The following is a 16,422-nucleotide window of genomic DNA, read 5'->3' on the forward strand; positions in this document are numbered from 1 at the left end:
GGCTGGCTGTCAAACCGCAGCCGAGCATGGCTCGGCTCTACAAATACGCCCGCGATGCTTTTCGGCATCGCGGGCGTTATCGTTACAGCGGCAGGTCGAACACCAGCACTTCGGCGTCGTTGCCGTTCTCCAGGGTCAGCTGCGCTTCGTCGCTGACCTGCAGTGCATCACCGGCTTCCAGGGTGATGCCATTGACCTGCAGCTGGCCTCGGGCCACCTGCACATAGGCGCCACGGCCGTTGCCGAGGGCGTGGTGCAGCTTCTGGCCGCCATCGAGGATGGTGGCGAAGATGCGGGCATCCTGGTGGATGCGCAGCGAACCATCGGCACCGTCCGGCGAAGCGATCAGGCGCAGCTGGCCGCGCTTGGTTTCCGGGGCGAAGTGGGTCTCTTCGTACGACGGAGTAATGTTCTCCGCGTCCGGGAAGATCCAGATCTGCAGGAAGTGCACGGTCTCGTCGGCGGAGTGATTGAACTCGCTGTGGCTGACACCGCTGCCGGCACTCATGCGCTGCACGTCGCCGTAACGCAGCACCGAACCGGTGCCCATCGAGTCCTTGTGCTCCAGCGCGCCGCCCAGCACATAGGAAACGATCTCCATGTTGCTGTGGCTGTGGGTGCCGAAGCCCTGGCCGCCGATCACCTTGTCTTCGTTGATCACCCGCAGCGGTCCGAAGCTGACGTAGCGGGGGTCGTAGTAGTTGGCGAAGGAGAAGGTATGGCGCGAGGACAGCCAGCCATGCTCGGCCAGGCCACGGGTAGCGCTCTTGCGGATCTGCAGCATGATGGAATCTCCTTGTTCGATGGTTTCGATGGGGCGGGGTGGGCTTGTAGCCGCTGTGTTTCCCCGTTGGAGAGAAGTATCCGCTTGCGCCCGGGGTTTGAAAAACGGATAGTTTTGACAGCCATCATCGAAAAATTCGAATGCTCAAACTCAGCCTCGATGCCCTGCAGATCCTGGACGCCATCGACCGCCGCGGCTCGTTCGCCGGCGCCGGAAAGGCCCTGCACAAAGTGCCTTCGACCATCTCCTACACCGTGGCCAAGCTGGAGGAGGACCTGGGCGTACAGCTGTTCGACCGGGTCGGCCCGCGCGCCGAGCCGACTGAGGCTGGCCGCGCGCTGCTGGACGAAGGCCGCCACCTGCTGCGCGCAGCCCGGGAGCTGGAACTGCGGGTGCGCCGGGTGGCATCGGGCTGGGAGACCGAACTGACCCTGGCGGTGGACTCGGTGTTCCCGACCTGGCTGCTCGGCCCGGACATCGCCGCGTTTCGTGAGGCCGAGGCACCGACCCGGCTGCGGTTGATCGGCGAGGCCCTGTCCGGTACCTGGGAGGCCTTGCTGGACCGCCGTGCCGACCTGCTGGTCGGTGCGCCGGGCGAGGGTCCCAGCGGCGGCGGTTACGTGGTCGAGCCGCTGGGTACGGTGGAGTTCGTGTTCGCGGTCGCCCCCGATCATCCGTTGGCCGCAGTGCCGGGCGTGCTCGGACGCGAACAGCTGGTCGAGCACTGCGCGATCGCGGTCTCCGATTCGGCGCGGCGGCTGCTGCCGCGCACGGTCGGTCTGTTGATGGGGCAGGAGATGCTGACGGTGCCGGACATGGCCAGCAAGCTGAAGCTGCAGTGCGAAGGCGTGGGCTTCGGTTTCCTGCCCGAGCCCTGCGCGCGTGCGGCGGTGGCGCGTGGCCAGCTGGTGATCCGCGAGGTGGAGGAGCACAAGCCGGAAGAGACCTTCTGGCTGGCCTGGCGCACCGGCGAGGATGGCGCCGCACTGCGCTGGTGGCGAGAGCGCCTGCGCAGGCCGGAGCTGCTGTCACAGTGGTGGCAGTCAATGGCCAAAGGGTAGGGGTTTGGCAGGGCTGCGCCCTGCACCCGCTGCGAGCTGGAGCAACAGCAACAGCAACAGCAGAAGCTGGTTTCCTGTGGGGAGGCGGGGTGGGTCCGGTTGCGGGGGCCGCTGCAAGTCCCCCTCCGGGGCCCGGCCCAGCCGCTGGCGGCTGGGCGTTCGGGCGCTTGCGAAGCAATGCTTCGCAAGCAAAGCGCCCTCACCCATGTAAGCTCGGTCGCCGCTTGCTCGTGTGCGCTGTCCTGCGTACACGGCAAGACCCGGGTTGGGCCTCCTGCCCAACCCGCCCGAGGCATGCCTCGGGCCCATGCGGCTCACGCCCCCGCAATCGGACCCACCCCGCCTTCGACAGTTTTCCGCGATCTGTCGGAACGGCGTGCTGCTCTGGTAGGTGTCGACCTTGGTCGACACGGTAGATCCACGCCATGCGTGGATGACTCATTCGATATCTGACAGATGTGTCGACCAAGGTCGACACCTACCAACAGCCGCGTGAACCTGTCGAAGGTGGGGCGGTGTCGGAGTGCGGGGTGTCAGCCGCATGGATGCGGCTGCCAAGCCTACAGGGACGTACTTGCGGCGTCCCCGCACTCCGACACCGCCCCGCCAACCCACGGAATGCCAGCTTTTGCTTTTGCTTTTGCTTTTGCTGTTGAGGTTGCCGGCCAGCGGCCGGCACTACCAGGGGTGCAGGGCGCAGCCCTGCCGAAAAACACACATAAAAAAACAGCAGGCCGGGGCCTGCTGTTTCGGTGTAATGGTGCGCCCGGAGAGATTCGAACTCCCGACCGCCTGGTTCGTAGCCAGGTACTCTATCCAACTGAGCTACGGGCGCCAATTACATAAACTTGTTGTGCTGACTGTGTATGGTGCGCCCGGAGAGATTCGAACTCCCGACCGCCTGGTTCGTAGCCAGGTACTCTATCCAACTGAGCTACGGGCGCGCGGTACACAATCAACTTACTGCTTAATTTTACTGCATTTCCAGCGGCGGATGCTGAAAACCTGTCGAGTGGTGCGCCCGGAGAGATTCGAACTCCCGACCGCCTGGTTCGTAGCCAGGTACTCTATCCAACTGAGCTACGGGCGCCCTGCGACAGGAGCGGAATTATGCGGATGTCGGCGCGTACCGTCAACAGTTTTGTGAAAATTTTCATCCAACTGAATGAAAAAGCTGTCAGCTACGGCCTCCGGCGCCTTCAGCCACGCGAAATGATCGGCGCGCGTGCCCAATTCCTGCGCGGACAGCACGCGCAGCTGCGCGTCCACATTCGGCAGCTTCGCCAGCAGCGTCTGCATCGATCCGGTCGGTGCCAACCAGTCGTGCTCCATCAATACGGCCTGTGCGCTGCCATGCACGCGCGCCATCTGCGCATCGAGGTCTTCGTTCATGCCGGCCGCGGCGTAGTGGTTGTTCAGGCCAACGCGTGCCCAGTCGGCGATCAGCCCGCGCGCTTCGGTGCCACCGAAGCCGAGGCGCCGACCATGCAGCACGCCCTGGCGTTGCGCGATCCACGGCAGGAAACGATAGACCAGTGGCAGCAGCCAGCCACGCGGTGGCGGGAAGCCGCGCCAGAACGGTGAGCCGCTGGCGGCCAGCCACAGCCGGTTGAAGTGCTGCGGGTTGCGGCCGGCATGCACGCAGGCCAGCTGCCCGCCCAGACTGTGTCCACCGATGATCCAGGGCAGGGCGTCGGTGGCGTCATCGGCTGCGGCCAGGACGGCCTGGCTGGCCGGCAGATCCTGTTCGAGTACTTCGCGATAGCCCCAGTCCTGCGTGCGCGAGGGGCGCAGTGAGCTGCTGCCGTTGCCGCGCCACTCATGCAGGTAGACCGCCACGCCCTTCGCCGCCAGCGCCAATGCCAGTGGCAGGTAGTGACGCGCGGCCACGCCCAGCGCTGGCAGCCACAGCAGGCGCGCGATGGGCTGTGCGGGCACGCAGGCGATCACTTCGTAGCGATGGCCATCAGTGCACTGCACGGCAACGACGTCCGGTGCGAGACTCATGCGTGCGGTGCCGCGCCGAAGTGATCGAGTACCAGCACCTCGCTGCGGCCAGGCGCGTAGCCCTGCTGCAGGCCGCGCGCAACGTAGTCGATGCCGGCTTCGCAGGCATTGGCCAGGCTCAGGCCGTTGCACAGCTGCGCGGCGATGGCCGAGGCGAGCGTGCAGCCTGTGCCATGTGCGTCCAGCGGCAGGCGGGCGTGGATGAATTCTTCGCTGCTGACGCCGTCGAAGTAGCGATCGATCACGCGGTTGCCTTCCTGCAGGTGGCCACCCTTGAGCAGGACTGCGCCGGCTCCGAGATCGAGCAGGGCAGAGGCAGCCTGTTCGGCGTCATCGCCGTTGGCGATCTTCTGGCCGATCAGGAGTTCTGCTTCCGGGGTATTGGGCGTAACCAGCGTCGCCAACGGCAGCAGGCGTTCGCGCATGGCCTTGAGCGCACTTTCCTCCAGCAGGCGCGCGCCGCTGGTGGCGACCATCACCGGGTCCAGCACCACGTGCGGCGGGCGATGCTTTTCCAGTGCGTCGGCGACGGCATGGATCACCTCGGCGTTGGCCAGCATGCCGAGTTTCACGGCATGGATGTCGAAGTCATCGAAGCAGGCCTCGATCTGCGCCTGCAGGAATGCGATCGGTGGCACATGCACGGCGGTGACGCCACGGGTGTTCTGTGCAGTCAGCGCGGCGAACACGGCCAGGCCATGCACGCGGTGCGCGGCGAAGGCCTTGAGATCGGCAGGGACACCGGCGCCACCGCCGGAGTCGGAGCCGGCGATGGTGAGGGCGGAAACGGGAGTGGTCGGGCTCATCAGTTGATTGTGCCGTGGTCCCGCAGGGGAAGGTAGATCCGCGCCATGCGTGGATGCCTTTGATTCAATGCCGCCAGCGCGCCCACTGCTGGTACACCACATACCCCAGCCCGGTCAGGCCGGTCAGCAGGGCGGGGGCGAGCAGGGCGTCGTACTGCCAGCGCATGAACAACCAGGCGCCGAGGATGCCGCCGCCGAGGAAGCCGCTGATGATCAGGCCGCTGAGGGTCAGCCGTCGAACCTGCAGCGGCAGTCCACGCAGCAGGTGGCCCAGGCCGATGCCGAGGTCGGTGAACATGCCGCTGAGGTGGGTGGTGCGCACCACCGCGCCACTGAAGGTGGTGGCCATCGCGTTCTGCAGGCCGCAGGCCATGGCGGCGGCCAGTGCACCCCAGATCTGATGCTGTTCGAACAGCGGAATGGCCACCAGCAGCAGTGCCGATTCCAGCGCCAGCGCGACACCGTAGCGGCGGCCCAGCTGCAATGCGCTGTCCTGGATCAGCAGGCCGCTGAGCATCGCGCCCAGTGAAAACGCGATCAGCAATCCCCACAGGTGGCCGACCGCGCGCCAGTCACCCTGGGCCAGCGCCATGCCCAGCTGGCTGGTGCTGCCGGTCATGTGGCTGACCGCCTGGTGCTCGAAACCGAGGAAGCCGACCACGTTGACCATGCCGGCAACGCACGAGAGCGCGACCGCGCCGATCCAGACCCAGGTGGGCAGGCGTATTCCCATCGGCGGGGCCCCTCAGGGCCCGCCGAAGCCGCCGTTGAACTGCAGCTCGCTGAAGGTGTTGCTGGCCGGGTCGAATACCGCGCCCCAGAACTGCGTGCCGCCGTCACAGACGCGGATCGCTTCCCGTGCCGGGTTGATGCCGCTGTCGTCGGGCAGATGGAAGGCGTTGATGTAGATCAGACGCTTGCCGGCGCTTTCGATGCCGACGTATTGGCGGTCGAAGTCCAGCACCTTCGGTACCTGTGATTCCAGCGACGACAGCTGCGCTTCCAGCTGGTCGATCTGCTGCCGGCTGGGCGCCCAGTAACCACTGACCCGCCCGGCCTCGCGGCCGGGACTGGGGCGCGAGCAGGTATCGAGCACCTGCGCGGCGATGATCGGGCGGGTGACCACCCAGGATTGGCCGGTACGCTCGGCGGTCGGCACGCTGGCCGGGCCGCGCGTGGTGGTGCAGGCACCCAGGGCGGCTGCGAGGGCGATCGCAGCCGTGGGCAGCAGCAGGCGGGTGCAGCGGTTCACAACACCTCCGAAGCGTAATCGGCCAGGCGCGAGCGTTCGCCTCGGCGCAGGGTGATGTGCGCACTGTGCGGCCAGTTCTTGAAGCGATCCACCGCGTAGGTCAGGCCCGAGGTGGTCTCGGTCAGGTACGGGGTGTCGATCTGCTCGACGTTGCCCAGGCAGACGATCTTGGTACCGGGTCCGGCACGGGTGATCAGCGTCTTCATCTGCTTGGGGGTGAGGTTCTGCGCCTCGTCCAGGATCAGGTAGCGCGACAGGAAGGTGCGGCCGCGCATGAAGTTCATCGAGCGGATCTTGATGCGGCTGGCGAGCAGGTCGTTGGTCGCCTGGCGTCCCCAGGTGCCGCCTTCCTGGTTGTGCGTGAGCACTTCCAGGTTGTCGGTCAGTGCACCCATCCACGGCGTCATCTTCTCTTCCTCGGTGCCGGGCAGGAAGCCGATGTCCTCGCCGACGCTGACCGTGGCGCGGGTCATGATGATCTCGCGGTAGCGCTGCTGGTCCATCGTCTGCGCCAGGCCGGCGGCCAGCGCCAGCAGGGTCTTGCCGGTGCCGGCGGTACCCAGCAGCGTGACGAAGTCGATCTCCGGATCCATCAGTGCGTTGAGCGCGAAGTTCTGTTCTCGGTTGCGTGCGCTGATGCCCCACACGGCGTGGCTGCCGTGGCGGAAATCATCGACCAGTGACAGCACCACCTTGCCGTCGCCGACCACGCGGCTGACGCGCAGCTCGACTTCATCTTCGCCAGGCAGGTAGACGTACTGGTTCGGGTACCACTCCTCGCCATCCTGCGCCAGGATTTCGTAATGCGTGCGGCCCTTGTCGCTCCAGCTGCGCAGGTCATCGCCGTGGCGCTTCCAGAAGTCTTCCGGCAGCTCGGTGGCGCCGGTGTAGAGCAGGCTGAAATCGTCCAGCGCGCGGTCGTTCTCGTAGTCCTCGGACACGATGCCGGCGATCGCGGCCTTGATCCGCAGGTTGATGTCCTTGGAAACGAACACCACCGGCAGGTCCGGGGTTTCTTCCTTCAGTGCCAGGATCGCGCCGAGGATGGCGTTGTCCGGGATGACCTTGCCGAAGCTCTTGCCGGCGTCGAAATGGCTGGTCTGGAAGCGCAGCTTGCCGGCGCTTTGCTTGCCGCGCAGCTGCAGGCCATTGGGTCGCTGCAGCGGAATGCCGTCGGCCAGGTTGTCCAGGCCGGATTCCTGCACCAGCTCGTTGAGGAAGCGGCTCACCTGGCGGGCGTTGCGGCTCGCTTCGGAGGTGCCCTTCTTGCCGTTGTCCAGCTCCTCGATCACCTGCATGGGCAGGTAGACGTCGTGCTCCTCGAATTTGAACAGCGCGGTGGGATCGTGCATCAGCACGTTGGTATCCAGCACGTAGATGCGCTTGCCTCGGGTCATCGTCGATTCCTGGTTACGGACAGGGAAAAACCACCACGGCCTGCTGCGGGGCAGGGTGATGGCAGACACAGTAGGCAGTGGGACTCACTTGGACTGGGAGGCCTTCAGTTCGGTGAGAACGGCATCGGCATGGCCGGCAACCTTGACCTTGCGCCAGGACTGCACGATGCGGCTGTCGGGGGAAATCAGGAAGGTGCTGCGTTCGATGCCACGTACCTGCTTGCCGTACATGTTCTTCATCTTGATCACGTCGAAGGCGCTGCACAGCGCTTCGTCGCCATCGCTGACCAACGGGAAGTTGAAGCCCTGCTTGGCACAGAAGTTGTCGTGCGACTTCACCGAGTCGCGCGAGACACCGAGTACCACCGCGCCTGCCTTCTTGAATTTCGGCAGCAGTGCGTTGAAGTCGATGCCTTCGGTGGTGCAGCCGGGGGTGCTGTCCTTGGGATAGAAGTACAGCACCAGCCAGTGGCCAGCGTAGTCGCCGAGAGTGGCCTGTTCGCCACCGGACAGCGCCAGCGGCAGGGAGAGGGTGGTGCTGTCCAGGGTATCGCCGTTGTTCATGAGGTCCTTCTGTCGAGCCTGGGTTCTTTCTACGACAATTGCATGAAACGCCACGCGCCCGTGAGAGGCGCGCGAAGAATCAGAATTTCATCGGGTCCATGATCGCGTCCAGGTTCAGGTGGTCGCAGAATTCAAGGAAGTCGTCGCGCAGCGCGGCGATGTGCATGTTGGCCGGCACGCCGATGGTGACCTGCGCGCTGAACATCTCCGCACCGGTCTGCATGGCGCGGTAGCGCGTGCTCTGCAGGTTCTCGATGGTGATGCCCTGGCGGTCGAAGAAATCGGCCAGCTGGAACAGGATGCCCGGCTTGTCGGCGGCGATCACTTCGACGATGTACGGCAGCAGGTTGGACTGCGCCTGCTTGGCGGCAGTGCGGTACCAGACCAGCTTCAGGCCCTCTTCGCGCTCCAGCCGGGTCAGCATCGCTTCCAGCTTGGCCACCGAGTCCCAGGAGCCGGTGGCCAGGGCGGTGACCGAGACATCGCGGCCGACCGTGGCCAGGCGTGCGTCCACCAGATTGCAGCCGCTGTCGGCAATGCGGCGGGTGACGGACAGCAGGGGGGACTCCGGATGCGTCGTGTAGGCGTTGATCAGGAGGTGGTTTTCGCTCGGCGCGGGGCGCGGGGTGGTGTCGGTCAAGGCGATTCCGGGTAATGCATGCGTTAGTCTGAATGCCCGCCAGAGGCGGGGATCCACCGGTGTCCAGCATACTTGCCCGTGCTTTCGCGCCGCAAGTAACATTCAGGTCGCCCCCGGCCTTTCGTGGCGGGCGTTTTCCCTTTCCAGCCAAGAGCAGCACGTCCTTGTCCCTTTCCGGCCTCATCACCGCGCTGGCGACCCCGTTCCGGGCCGACGGCGCCCTCGATCCCGACGGTTGGCAGCGCCTGCTGCACCTGCAACTGGAAGGTGGCGTCCATGGCGTTGTCGTAGCCGGCTCGACCGGTGAAGCAGCGACCCTCACCGATGCCGAGTACGACCTGCTGCTGGCCAGCGCGGTCGAGCGCATCGGCGGCCGCATCCCGGTCATGGCCGGTACCGGCCTGTCGGGCACCGCCAAGACCATCGAACAGACCCGCCGTGCCGCCGCGCTTGGCGCCAGCCACGCGCTGGTGGTCACCCCGCCGTACGTGCGGCCGACCCAGGCCGGCCTGATCGCCCACTACCGCGCGGTTGCCGACCAGGGCGGGCTGCCGGTCGTGCTGTACAACGTGCCCGGCCGTACCGGGTGCGACATGCAGCCGGAGACCGTGGCCGAACTGGCCAGCCATCCCAACATCGTCGGCATCAAGGAGGCGGTGGGTGACACCGGCCGGGTGCAGGCGCTGCTCGCCCTGCGCAGCCCGCAGTTTGCCGTGCTCAGTGGCGACGACGGTACGGCGGCGCGCTCGATCCAGGCCGGTATCGATGGCCTGATCTCGGTCGGCTCCAACGTGCTGCCCGGCGCCTACCGCCGGATGTGCGAGCTGGCTGCCGCCCACGACCACGAAGCCACCGGGTCCTGGGATGCGCGCCTGCAGCCGTTCCATGATTTCTGCGGCGTTGAGCCGAACCCGATTCCGGTCAAGGCGCTGCTGCGCCGTATCGGCATCGGTCACGACCTGCGCCTGCCGCTGCTGCCGCTGTCGGCGGCGCACCATCCGGCGGCCGATCATCTTGCCGGCGACATCGCCGCCCTCGAAGCCCTTTCCAGCCACTGACCTTCCGTCTTGGTCTGACCCAGGAGATTCACATGCGTCAATCCGTATCCACCGTCCGCGTGCTGTCCTACGCCCTGCTTGCGGTGGCCGTTGCCGCCGGCACCACCGGCTGCTTCAAGCGTGGCGTCAAGGGCGACTACGCCCTGGCCCCGGAAATGCGTCCGCTGGAAGTGCCGCCGGACCTGAACCTGCCCAACGCCACCAGTGACAACAAGGTGCCGACCCTTGCCTCGGCGACCAAGCCGGCGGCCCCGGTGGCTGCGGCCCCGGCCGTGGGCAACACCGGTTTCACCATCGCCGGCGGCAAGGACGAGGCTTTCGCCAAGGTCGGCACCGCGCTGGAAGGCGTGGAAGGCGTGACCATCGCCAGCCGCGCGCAGCTGCTGGGCTCGTATGACGTGGCCTACGAAGGCAGCAACTTCCTGGTCCGCGTGGTCGCCGTCGATGCCGGCGCCTACATCTCCGCGGTCGACCCGCGTGGCCTGCCGGCCACTGCAGAAGCGCCGGTGAAGCTGATCGCCGCGCTCAAGGCAAAGCTGGCCCAGTAAGGGCCGGTCGGGTAGGTGCGGGCCCAGGTCCGCACGTGCCCGGGTAGAGGCCGACCTTGGTCGGCGCTTCTGTGCCAACCAAGGTTGGCACCTACCGGATCCTGCGGTTGGCAGCTACCGGATCCTGCGGTTGGCACCTATCGGATCTTGCGGTTGGCATCTATCGGATCGCGCGGATGCTATCTGCCGAGCAACGAAAAAGGGCGCCATAGGCGCCCTTTTCGTTGCGGCAAGAGGCGCTTCTCAGCGCTCCAGCAGCTTCAGCTTGTCCGGCTTGCCGTCCCATTCGCCGGCGTCGGCGGGCGGGTCCTTGCGCACGGTCAGTACCGGCCACTCCTTCGCCAGCTCGGCGTTGAGGGCGACGAAGCTCTCCTGGCCGGCAGGAACATCGTCCTCCGGGAAGATCGCGTTGACCGGGCATTCCGGTTCGCAGAGGGTGCAGTCGATGCACTCATCCGGGTCGATCACCAGGAAGTTCGGGCCTTCGTGGAAGCAATCCACGGGACATACTTCCACGCAATCGGTGTGTTTGCACTTGATGCAGTTTTCGGTGACGACAAAGGGCATGGGCTGGGGGTGGATCGATTCCTGAACCCGCCAATTCTAGAACAGGTTGGCCCCCGGTGTCGGCGCGGGGCGGAAATCGGGCGTCTGGCAGGCGCGGCCGTGGTGGTCGTTGGCGGCAGGGTGAGGCCTGTGCGACGCTGCGGGTCAGCCGGCTGCGTTGGATGGCCGGACCCCTTCCCAGCAGGATCGTTCATGTCCCCAGCCCAGCCCAACATCGCCTCCCATGGCGGTGAGAACACTGCATTCATCGTCCTGATCAGCTGCGTGGCCACGCTGGGTGGATTCCTGTTCGGCTTCGACAGTGGTGTCATCAATGGCACGGTCGACGGCCTGCGCCAGGCCTTCAACTCCAGCGAGGCGGCGCTCGGTTTCGAAGTCGCCTCGATGCTGCTGGGCTGCGCGATCGGTGCCTTCCTGGCCGGCTGGCTGGGGGATCGCCTGGGCCGTCGTGGCGTGCTGATTGCCTCGGCACTGATGTTCCTGGTCTCGGCGCTGGGCGCCGGTGCCGCTCACGCTTCCTGGCTGTTCATCGCCGCACGGGTGCTCGGCGGCTTCGCGGTGGGCGCGGCCAGCGTGATGTCGCCGGCCTACATTGCCGAGGTGGCCTCGGCGCGCTATCGCGGGCGTTTGGCCACGGTGCAGCAGATGGCGATCATCTGCGGCCTGTTCGCCGCCTTCCTCAGCAATTACCTGCTGGCCCGAGCTGCTGGGGCGTCAACCGAGCCGCTATGGCTGGGCCATGAGGCCTGGCGCTGGATGTTCTGGATGCAGGCGCTGCCGTCCGGGCTGTTCCTGCTGTTGTTGCTGGTGATTCCGGAAAGCCCGCGCTTCCTGGTCCTGAAGGGGCGTCAGCAGCAGGCGAGGGCGGTACTGTCGCGGCTGTACGGCGAGGCGGCAGCGGCGACCAAGCAGGCCGAGATCGAAGCCAGCTTGGCCCAGGATCAGCACAAGCCGCGCTTCAGCGACCTGCGCGACACGGTCACCGGCAAGCTGCGCCCGATCCTCTGGGTAGGCATTGGCCTGGCCATGTTCCAGCAGCTGGTCGGCATCAACGTGGTGTTCTATTACGGCGCGGTGCTGTGGCAGGCGGTGGGCTTCTCGGAAAGCGACGCGCTGCTGATCAACGTGCTGTCCGGCGCGCTGAGCATCGGCGCCTGCCTGCTGACGGTGCTGTTGATCGACCGCATCGGGCGCAAGCCGCTGCTGTGGATCGGCTCGGTTGGGATGTCGGTGGCGCTGGTGCTGATGGTGGTCGCCTTCGCCAGTGGCAGCCTGGCCGATGGTCGCCTGCAGCTGTCCGACGGCATGGGCCGGCTGGCGCTGGTTGCGGCCAACGTCTACGTGGTGTTCTTCAACATGTCCTGGGGCCCGGTGATGTGGGTGATGCTGGGCGAAATGTTCCCGAACCAGATCCGCGGCCCGGCACTGGCGGTGGCCGGCGCGGCGCAATGGACCTCGAACTTCGCCATTACCGTGACCTTCCCGATGCTGCTGGCCGGCATCGGCCTGGCCGGTGCCTATGGCATCTATATGGTCGTGGCGATCCTTTCGATCTTCTTCGTGGTCCGCTACGTGCGCGAGACCAAGGGCAAGGAGCTGGAGCAGATGGAAGGCTGACGGCCGGCCTGTGTTTCAGCGCCTCCTTTCTCCGTGGGGAGACTGCAGGCCAGCCGATCCAGGACACGCCGTAAACCCATCCATGGGGCTCGATGGCGCCATCCATGGCGCCAACGGTCCTGGATCGGCTGGCCTGCAGCCTCTCGACACATTGCGGGTGGCGGACGCAGGTCTGCGCGTCGGGATTGAATTGGCTGCGGAGGAGCGAGGCTGTTCGTGCCGCCGTCGCGGGAAATCGTCTGGAGGGGGTGGCCCGCCCCCTCCCGCGCAGGAACAGGAAGGCGCTACTGCGACCAGGCCGACCGATGCCAATGCAAACCCCGGAAAACAGAAAAGCCCGCACAAAGGCGGGCTTTTTCGGTTCCTGCTGCGGCGACTGGCGCTCCCTAGGGGACTCGAACCCCTGTTTTAGCCTTGAGAGGGCCACGTCCTAACCACTAGACGAAGGGAGCGTAACTGTGTCGCTGCCGAGGCAGGAGCGCTAGTATATGCACCTCGATGCCATTGGGCAATCCCGAAACTTCAACCGGAAGCGCCAACATCATTTCCTCTGCTACATCACCGTTCAGCCTGCGCGTCATCCCGCGCGACCAGCACACGATCTCCCGCAAGGACATCAGCCCGAACGCCCTGCGCGTGCTTTATCGCCTGCGCGATGCCGGCTTCGGCGCCTACCTTGTCGGCGGCGCGGTGCGCGATCTGCTGGTCAATGGCCAACCCAAGGATTTCGACGTGGCCACCGACGCCACGCCCGAGCAGGTCAAGCAGTTGTTCCGCAACTGCCGCCTGATCGGCCGCCGATTCCGCCTGGCCCATGTTGTGTTCGGCCGCGAGATCATCGAAGTGGCCACGTTCCGTGCCAACAGCGATGACGGCAGCGGCGACCGCGAGATGGAAAACGGCATGCTCGTGCGCGACAACGTGTACGGCACCATCGAAGACGACGCCATCCGCCGCGACTTCACCTGCAACGCCCTGTACTACGCCATCGAGGACTTCTCGGTGCGTGATTACACCGGCGGCTTCGAGGACGTCCAGGCGCGCCTGATGAAGCTGATCGGCGACCCCGAGCAGCGTTATCGCGAAGATCCGGTGCGCATGCTGCGTGCGGTGCGCCTGGCGGCCAAACTCGGCTTCCAGATCGAAGAGGGCACCGCCGCGCCGATCCCGCACCTGGCGGGCCTGCTCAACGAAGCCGCACCGGCGCGCCTGTTCGAGGAAGTGCTCAAGCTGTTCCTGTCCGGGCACGGCGTGGCCAGCTTCGAAGGCCTTGAGCGCTACGGCCTGCTGGACGTGCTGTTCCCTGAAAGCGCCAAGGCGCTGAAGTCCAACCGCACCGGCGCGCTGCGCCGCATGCTGGTGGAGGGCCTGGCCAACACCGATGCCCGCGTGGCCAACGATGAACCAGTCTCGCCCGCGTTCCTGTTTGCGCTGCTGCTGTGGCCGGCGTTCTGCCGGGCCCAGGCAACCCTGCTCAAGCAGGGCGTGGCACCGGAAGAGGCGCAGCGCCGTGCCGCCGATCGCGTCACGGTGCAGCAGCTGAGCACCATCGCGCTGCCGCGCCGCTTCTCGCTGCCGATGCAGGAAATCTGGCTGCTGCAGTCGCGCTTCAGCTCGCGCCAGCGCAAGCGCGTGTTCCGTACCCTGACCCATCCGCGCTTCCGCGCTGCGTTCGACTTCCTCAGCCTGCGCCAGGTGGCCTCGGCCGAGCACGCCGCCGATGTCGAGTTCTGGCGTGAGGCGCAGGCGCAGTCCGGTCGCGAGCTGGAATCATCGCTGGACGTGATGCACAGCGAAGAGGGGGATGACGAGAGCGGGGCACCGCGCAAGCGCCGCCGTCGCCGCCGTCGTCCGGGTGCCGCGGCCGGTGCGGCTGGCGAGTAAACGATGACCCTTGCCTGGATCGGCCTCGGCGCCAACCTTGGCGACGCGGCCGTCACCCTCGGCGCGGCGATTGCCGCGCTCGACGGCCTGCCCGATACCCGCCTGCGCAAAGCCTCAAGGCTGTACGCCACGCCGGCCTGGGGCAATGAAGACCAGCCGCCGTTCGTCAACGCGGTGGCTGCGGTCGAGACCACGCTGCCCGCCGATACGCTGCTGCAGGCGATGCTGGCGCTGGAGCAGCGTTTTGGTCGCGTACGCGATCCGGCGGTGCACTGGGGCCCGCGCGCGCTGGACCTGGACCTGCTGCTGTATGGCGCGCAGGTGCTCGACCAGCCTGGTCTGCAGGTGCCGCATCCTTACCTGCACGAGCGTGCCTTCGTGTTGGTGCCGCTGGCCGAAATCGCGCCGGATCTGGCCATTCCCGGCCATGGCCGCGTGCGGGATGCAGTGATGCGGGTGGATGCCTGCGGGATTGCGCCGATAGGGTGATAATGCCCGGGTTATCTCCCCCGGTTATCAGCACATGAGCACCCACGCAGACAGCAAGCCCTGGACCGTTCCCGCCCTGGCCGAGGCCAAGCGCAATGGCCAGAAGCTGGTCATGTTGACCGCCTACGACGCCGGCTTCGCCCGCACTTTCGATGCCAACGGCGTCGACCTGATCCTGATCGGCGATTCGCTGGGCATGGTCGTGCAGGGCCATGATTCGACCTTGCCGGTGACCGTGGCCGACATGGTCTACCACACCCGCGCCGTGGCCCGCGTGCTGCAGCGTGCGTTGCTGGTGGCCGACCTGCCGTTCGGCGCCGATGCCACCCCGGAGCGCGCGCTGGATGCCTCGTTGCAGCTGCTGCAGGCCGGCGCCGAGATGGTCAAGATCGAAGGTGCCGGCTTCAAGGTCGACATCATCCGCTACCTGGTGGAGCGCGAGATTCCGGTCTGCGCGCATCTGGGCCTGACCCCGCAGTCGGTGCTGCGACTGGGCGGCTTCAAGATCCAGGGTCGTGGCGATGCCGCGCGCCAGCTGGTGGAAGATGCCAAGGCTGTGGCCGCTGCCGGCGCCAGCATCATGGTGCTCGAATGCGTGCCGACTCCGGTCGCCGCCGAAGTGACCGCTGCGGTGGATGTGCCGACCATCGGCATTGGCGCAGGCCCGCAGTGCGATGGCCAGGTGCTGGTGCTGCATGATTTCCTCGGCCTGGACAGTGGTCATCGCCGTCCCAAGTTCGTCAAGGATTTCCTTGCCGAAGGCGGTTCGGTGGCCGGTGCCACCCGCGCCTATGCCGACGCCGTGCGCGACGGCAGCTTCCCCGACGAACAGCACGCCTACGCCCAATGATCCAGACCTTCAACGAGCTCGGCGCACTGCGCGGGCAGATCGCCCAGTGGAAGCGCGAGGGCCTGCGCGTGGCGCTGGTGCCGACCATGGGCAACCTGCATGGGGGTCACCATTCGCTGGTGACCCTGGCCCGCCAGTACGCCGACAAGGTGGTGGCGAGCATCTTCGTCAACCCGACCCAGTTCGGGCCGAACGAGGATTTCAGCCGCTACCCGCGCACGCCCGAGGCCGACGTGGCCGGGCTGGAGCAGGCCGGCTGCGATGCGGTGTGGCTGCCCAGCGTCGAGGCGATGTACCCGCTGGGCGTGGACAAGACCACGCGCATGCACGCGCCGGGCGTGAGTGAAGTGCTGGAAGGCGCCAGCCGCCCGGGTCACTTCGATGGCGTGTGCACGGTGGTCGCGCGCCTGTTCCTGCAGGTGCAGCCGGATGTGGCCGTGTTCGGCCGCAAGGATTACCAGCAGTTGGCGGTCATCCGCCAGATGGTGGCCGAGCTGTCGTTCCCGATCCAGATCGTCGGTGCGGACATCGTGCGCGACGAGGATGGCCTGGCCAAGAGTTCGCGCAACCAGTACCTGAGCGCCGAACAGCGCCCGCTTGCGACCACCATCCACCGTACCCTGCTGGGCATGCGCGAAGGCTACGTGGCCGGGCAGGCACGTGATCGCATCGAGGCCGACGCCACGGCGGCATTGCAGGTGGCCGGTTTCCAGGTCGACTATGCAGTGCTGCGGACCCCGGAGCTGGCCGAGCCGACCTTCGACGGCGGTGGCCGCGTGGCGCTGATCGCCGCGCGGCTGGGTACTACCCGCTTGATCGACAACCTGGAGTTCTGAGCCGCATGCGGCTCCGGGGCGCCCGCAACGGGCGCCTCTCGACTTCCCACGGACGGGACCGA

At 66.5% G+C, this 16,422-nt stretch carries 17 protein-coding genes and 4 tRNA genes; 8 read left to right on the forward strand and 13 right to left on the reverse strand.

Features of this window, described 5'->3' with window-relative positions:
• Positions 1–82 precede the first annotated feature (82 nt).
• On the reverse strand, positions 83–784 hold the full coding sequence (locus ACZK3W_RS08610; protein ID WP_012510689.1) for a pirin family protein: 702 nt from the start codon (positions 782–784) through the stop codon (positions 83–85).
• Positions 785–924: 140 nt separating this feature from the next.
• On the opposite strand from ACZK3W_RS08610, the gene ACZK3W_RS08615 reads away from it, so the two are divergent.
• On the forward strand, positions 925–1,845 hold the full coding sequence (locus tag ACZK3W_RS08615; RefSeq protein WP_180844130.1) for a LysR family transcriptional regulator: 921 nt from the start codon (positions 925–927) through the stop codon (positions 1,843–1,845).
• A 758-nt stretch (positions 1,846–2,603) separates the two neighbouring features.
• Here ACZK3W_RS08615 and ACZK3W_RS08620 read toward each other — a convergent pair.
• From ACZK3W_RS08620 to ACZK3W_RS08665, 10 genes are all read right to left on the reverse strand, one after another.
• Positions 2,604–2,680 (reverse strand) — tRNA-Arg (locus ACZK3W_RS08620).
• Positions 2,681–2,712: 32 nt separating this feature from the next.
• A tRNA-Arg gene (locus ACZK3W_RS08625) sits at positions 2,713–2,789 on the reverse strand.
• A gap of 69 nt (positions 2,790–2,858) precedes the next feature.
• Positions 2,859–2,935, reverse strand: a tRNA-Arg gene (locus ACZK3W_RS08630).
• Positions 2,926–3,852, reverse strand: a complete 927-nt coding sequence (locus ACZK3W_RS08635; protein ID WP_049421725.1) for an alpha/beta hydrolase family protein — start codon at positions 3,850–3,852, stop codon at positions 2,926–2,928. The genes ACZK3W_RS08630 and ACZK3W_RS08635 overlap by 10 nt, the downstream gene beginning before the upstream one ends.
• Positions 3,849–4,658, reverse strand: coding sequence for a bifunctional hydroxymethylpyrimidine kinase/phosphomethylpyrimidine kinase (gene thiD, locus ACZK3W_RS08640; RefSeq protein ID WP_478450644.1), 810 nt, complete (start codon positions 4,656–4,658; stop codon positions 3,849–3,851). The genes ACZK3W_RS08635 and thiD overlap by 4 nt, the downstream gene beginning before the upstream one ends.
• Positions 4,659–4,722: 64 nt before the next feature.
• Positions 4,723–5,391: a YoaK family protein gene (locus ACZK3W_RS08645; RefSeq protein WP_032128844.1), complete on the reverse strand. Its 669-nt coding sequence runs from the start codon at positions 5,389–5,391 to the stop codon at positions 4,723–4,725.
• Positions 5,392–5,403: 12 nt separating this feature from the next.
• Positions 5,404–5,910 carry a hypothetical protein gene (locus ACZK3W_RS08650; protein ID WP_004153046.1) on the reverse strand — a complete coding sequence of 169 codons (507 nt, stop codon included), beginning with the start codon at positions 5,908–5,910 and terminating at the stop codon, positions 5,404–5,406.
• Positions 5,907–7,307 (reverse strand): PhoH family protein, encoded by a 1,401-nt coding sequence (locus ACZK3W_RS08655; RefSeq protein ID WP_010484287.1) that lies wholly within the window; start codon positions 7,305–7,307, stop codon positions 5,907–5,909. Before ACZK3W_RS08655 ends, ACZK3W_RS08650 begins: the two co-directional genes overlap by 4 nt.
• Positions 7,308–7,391: 84 nt before the next feature.
• Positions 7,392–7,871 carry a peroxiredoxin gene (locus tag ACZK3W_RS08660; RefSeq protein ID WP_182267592.1) on the reverse strand — a complete coding sequence of 160 codons (480 nt, stop codon included), beginning with the start codon at positions 7,869–7,871 and terminating at the stop codon, positions 7,392–7,394.
• A 79-nt stretch (positions 7,872–7,950) separates the two neighbouring features.
• Complete coding sequence (locus ACZK3W_RS08665; protein WP_005409051.1) at positions 7,951–8,511, reverse strand: glycine cleavage system transcriptional repressor; 561 nt, start codon at positions 8,509–8,511, stop codon at positions 7,951–7,953.
• A 164-nt stretch (positions 8,512–8,675) separates the two neighbouring features.
• Here ACZK3W_RS08665 and dapA point away from each other — a divergent pair, with 164 nt between their 5' ends.
• Entirely contained in the window at positions 8,676–9,569 is an 894-nt protein-coding gene (gene dapA / locus ACZK3W_RS08670; protein WP_049463695.1) for a 4-hydroxy-tetrahydrodipicolinate synthase, read from the forward strand.
• A gap of 32 nt (positions 9,570–9,601) precedes the next feature.
• Positions 9,602–10,117 carry a hypothetical protein gene (locus ACZK3W_RS08675; RefSeq protein WP_006432432.1) on the forward strand — a complete coding sequence of 172 codons (516 nt, stop codon included), beginning with the start codon at positions 9,602–9,604 and terminating at the stop codon, positions 10,115–10,117.
• Positions 10,118–10,360: 243 nt separating this feature from the next.
• Here the strand turns inward: ACZK3W_RS08675 and fdxA are convergent, their stop codons facing one another.
• Positions 10,361–10,684 (reverse strand): ferredoxin FdxA, encoded by a 324-nt coding sequence (gene fdxA, locus ACZK3W_RS08680; protein ID WP_004153066.1) that lies wholly within the window; start codon positions 10,682–10,684, stop codon positions 10,361–10,363.
• 192 nt (positions 10,685–10,876) lie between these two features.
• Between fdxA and ACZK3W_RS08685 the strand changes: the two genes are divergently transcribed.
• Positions 10,877–12,301 (forward strand): sugar porter family MFS transporter, encoded by a 1,425-nt coding sequence (locus ACZK3W_RS08685; protein ID WP_329914603.1) that lies wholly within the window; start codon positions 10,877–10,879, stop codon positions 12,299–12,301.
• A gap of 377 nt (positions 12,302–12,678) precedes the next feature.
• Here the strand turns inward: ACZK3W_RS08685 and ACZK3W_RS08690 are convergent.
• A tRNA-Glu gene (locus ACZK3W_RS08690) sits at positions 12,679–12,753 on the reverse strand.
• A gap of 52 nt (positions 12,754–12,805) precedes the next feature.
• Between ACZK3W_RS08690 and pcnB the strand changes: the two genes are divergently transcribed.
• Genes pcnB through panC form a run of 4 tightly spaced genes read left to right on the forward strand, consistent with a single transcriptional unit; the run spans position 12,806 to position 16,360 of the window.
• Positions 12,806–14,185, forward strand: a complete 1,380-nt coding sequence (gene pcnB, locus ACZK3W_RS08695) for a polynucleotide adenylyltransferase PcnB (protein WP_478450831.1) — start codon at positions 12,806–12,808, stop codon at positions 14,183–14,185.
• A gap of 3 nt (positions 14,186–14,188) precedes the next feature.
• A complete protein-coding gene (gene folK / locus ACZK3W_RS08700) occupies positions 14,189–14,674 on the forward strand; it encodes a 2-amino-4-hydroxy-6-hydroxymethyldihydropteridine diphosphokinase (RefSeq protein WP_478450645.1) in 486 nt (161 codons plus the stop codon).
• A 34-nt stretch (positions 14,675–14,708) separates the two neighbouring features.
• Entirely contained in the window at positions 14,709–15,524 is an 816-nt protein-coding gene (panB, locus tag ACZK3W_RS08705) for a 3-methyl-2-oxobutanoate hydroxymethyltransferase (RefSeq protein WP_005416119.1), read from the forward strand.
• Complete coding sequence (panC, locus tag ACZK3W_RS08710) at positions 15,521–16,360, forward strand: pantoate--beta-alanine ligase (protein ID WP_478450646.1); 840 nt, start codon at positions 15,521–15,523, stop codon at positions 16,358–16,360. The genes panB and panC overlap by 4 nt, the downstream gene beginning before the upstream one ends.
• The last annotated feature ends 62 nt before the right edge of the window (positions 16,361–16,422 follow it).

Source organism: Stenotrophomonas sp. 80084_Sma (assembly GCF_056481995.1).